Genomic DNA, 3255 nt, shown 5'->3' with positions numbered 1-3255 from the left:
AGGTTATACCTGCGCATATATCCTGCTTCGGCCCTGCTTCGGCCTTGCTGGGGGGATCAGGGGCAGGATATATGCAAAGGTAGAACCTTGCATGAGTATCCAAATCTGACCATGGTTTCACCATGCCCAGATTGACCCCGAACGCCGCCGCCGACCGCTCTGGCCAGAGCCGCACCACGATCATCCGCGCCATTGCTGCCGGAGAGCTTGCCGCCACGAAGCATGGCAACCGATGGGCCATTGCCGTCGAGGACCTCGACCTGTGGACCGCGCAGCGGCCCATGACGGCGGGCAGGAGCGCAGAAGGGCGTTTCCAGAAGGGCGAGGCTCCAGAACCCGCCTACATGCCCCTGAGAGGCTCTGAGAGCGCCGCTGACGGGCAAAAGGGCGGATTGGCACCCCATGCCCGCCTAGAGGCACTGGAAGCCCTCTGTGCGGCGCTACAGGCCGAAGTCGGGGAATTGCGGGGGGAGGTTGCCTCTTTGGCGCAGAAAGCGGCTCCTGCCGCCTCTCCGACCAGCGTGGAGGCGGAACTGGCCCCCAAGCGGCGCTTGTGGCCTTTCTCGGCAAAGTCCTGATCTGGGCGGATTCACGCTTCGGAGCGAAAAGTGGGAAATTGGGCCGAGGCTATCGGTAGCAAATTGGGCCGAGGTCTGCCCCCAGCAGGGCAGTTATCCACAATCTGAATCTCCAAAATGGCGCTCTGCGCCCTTCTTGTTCTTATAGTTCTATAGTTCAGGGAAAAATTACTGTTAAAAATCAAATATTTGCGGATCTATAGGTAGGGTATTGGGCCGCAAAAGTAGGGTATTGGGCCGCAAAAGTAGGGTATTGGGCCGAATAGACAGGTTGACAGGTAGAACCTATCTACTCTCAATAACTACCTATGGGAAAGACACTCACCGTGGCCGCGGATCGCGCCTTCGACCAGACCAAGACCGTCCTGCCCGCCGAGTTGGCGCGGGGGGTCTACATGCGGAACGCCCCCAGTTTGCGGGCGCTCAAACTGATGCATCTGATGATCGCCACGGCGGCGGGTCGCATGGCCGATCCGGTGCAGCATCAGATGCGCCTTGCGGACATCCGCAGCATCGACGGCATGGCCCACCACGACAAGGAAAGCCTCAAGCCCTTGTTCGAAGAACTGCGGGCGGCGGTGCTGACCTATGATGATCCCGAGGCCATGCGCTACACCGTGGGCGGGCTGCTGGACAACGCCACGGTGGACTACCGCCACGAGGCCACGGGCGACGTGCTGGTGTCGTGGTATTTCGGGCGAATGTTCCTCGACATGGCCAAGCGGTCGAACATCTGGGCGATCCTCGATCGCCAGACGGTGTTCCACCTTACCAGCAAGTATTCCGTGCTGCTGTTCCAGCATATTTCCAGCCTGACCAAGCAGACGCGGGTCCATTCAAAGACCTTCACCATTGCTGAATTGCGGGCCGTTCTGGGTATTCCAGAAGGGAAGATTCAGCGTTTTGCCAATCTCAAAAAAGATGTTCTCGATCTCGCTATTGCTGAAATAAACCAGCTATCGCGGCTCACGCTGACCGCCACACCGCGCAAGGTTGGCCGCACGGTCACCAGCGTCGAGATTGCTTGGGAAGAAAAGCCCGAACCCGCAGCGCCCCCGCAGGAGCTGGCGGCGCGGAAGGCGGGCGGTGCAGCTCGTCCCGCCAAGGCGGCCGCAGTGGCCTTTCCGGCCACGGGGACCATCGCCTACAGCCCCCATTGGCTGGATCTCAAACACGCTGCCGGCTGCAACCAGGACAACGCCCTGGTCGCCTCGAACTTCCGGCGCTTCCTGGCGGATCGCGGGATCTCCCTCGATGCCGCGAACGTCGAAAAGCTATTCAGCGATTACTGCCGCAAAGTCGGGAATGTGTAACGGTCGCCCGCCCACACGATTCCGCGCAAAAGGCCCGTGTTTTCTCGGGGATGCAGCGCGTCCCCGAGTGTAACGCTGCCAAATGGCATTTCCTGCTACAGTGCTGCTTCGAGCCCATTGCTGCCCTTGGCGGTCAGATGTGATAATTGGTGCCATGCCGAACATGACCCTCCATTTCATCAACGCCCGTCATCAGCTTTCAGGCATAAAAGACTGGCTGACGGATAGCCTTGGCACCGCTTTTGCGGCGTCTGCTGCTCTGCTGCCGTTAGGCGATACAGACGTGATCATCACCGGAGGTAATCGCGTTATCCCAGAGAAAGGACATCTGGGCTACGCGCCTGAAAAGGGAGTGATCTATGTCACCGTAGACCCTGATCATGCGTCCCTGCGGGCGAACCCCGACCAGTCGCTCGAAAGAATGCTGGCTCACGAATTGCATCATTGCTCGCGGTGGGATGGCCCCGGATATGGCACGACGTTAGGTGAGACGCTGATATCAGAAGGTCTTGCGGGGCACTTCGCACAGGAAGTGTTCAACTGGCAGCCCGAGCCTTGGGAGAGTGTGGAAACCTCGGTTTTGCGGCCACATGTCCCAAGGGCACGGGAGGAATGGAATAACGCCAGATATGGACATGAAGAGTGGTTCTTCGGTTCAGCCGCGTTACCGCGATGGCTGGGCTACTCTTTGGGGTATCAGCTCGTGTCGCGCTACTTGACTGCGCATCCGCATGGCCGCGCATCTGCACTAGTTCATGCGGATGCAGAGATTTTCTTGCCGCACCTTCGAGAGATTTGACTGTCCGCTCCGTCCCAGCAACGGACGTTGCCGTCGAGCCGAAGGCGAGTAAGACCAAGACGGTTTGCAGGCCCAACTGTGGGCCTACAAAACACATCTTGCCACGCAGTCGAATGAAAACTTATGCAACTTTGCGCAACTGCTGGCGTGCGAAATTTAGCGCAATCCAGCCCAGTCCCGATTCCTCATAGTTGGGCCTTAGCGCCCCACGGCAGCCCCCGCCCGCCCGCTCGGATCAGAGCGGGCTGTAGGGCGGCGGGGGCGGGCTGTTCCAGTGTCGCGCATCTTCACACCCCCAGAGGGCCGGAAGCCTGAAAACAAGGGCTTTCGAGCGCCCCGCAGGGGGGTGAAGAAGACAAATCACATTTCCTGCCACCTTCACTTGCAGCTTGCAGGTTTCGCCCGCCCTTCGGCTCCATACGCGCCAAGGTTATACCTGCGCATATATCCTGCTTCGGCCCTGCTTCGGCCTTGCTGGGGGGATCAGGGGCAGGATATATGCAAAGGTAGAACCTTGCGCTATAAGTATCGAAACCCACCCCAGCAAGGCCCCCGCCCATGAGCG

3 protein-coding genes are annotated in these 3255 nt (G+C 59.5%); all 3 read left to right on the top strand.

What is annotated here, in order from left to right; all coding sequences use genetic code 11:
* Positions 1-122 precede the first annotated feature (122 nt).
* Positions 123-578, top strand: a complete 456-nt coding sequence (locus ACSHZY_RS18490) for a helix-turn-helix domain-containing protein (RefSeq protein WP_435171660.1) — start codon at positions 123-125, stop codon at positions 576-578.
* A gap of 326 nt (positions 579-904) precedes the next feature.
* Entirely contained in the window at positions 905-1891 is a 987-nt protein-coding gene (locus ACSHZY_RS18485; protein WP_245008596.1) for a replication initiation protein, read from the top strand.
* 163 nt (positions 1892-2054) lie between these two features.
* Positions 2055-2690, top strand: coding sequence for a DUF2268 domain-containing protein (locus ACSHZY_RS18480; protein ID WP_435171658.1), 636 nt, complete (start codon positions 2055-2057; stop codon positions 2688-2690).
* Positions 2691-3255 lie beyond the last annotated feature (565 nt).

The sequence above is a fragment of the Falsirhodobacter sp. 1013 genome, from assembly GCF_051195255.1.
Taxonomy (GTDB): domain Bacteria; phylum Pseudomonadota; class Alphaproteobacteria; order Rhodobacterales; family Rhodobacteraceae; genus Falsirhodobacter.
The sequence above is the reverse complement of the archived record's forward strand: the minus strand, read 5'-3'. Positions and strand labels throughout refer to the sequence as shown.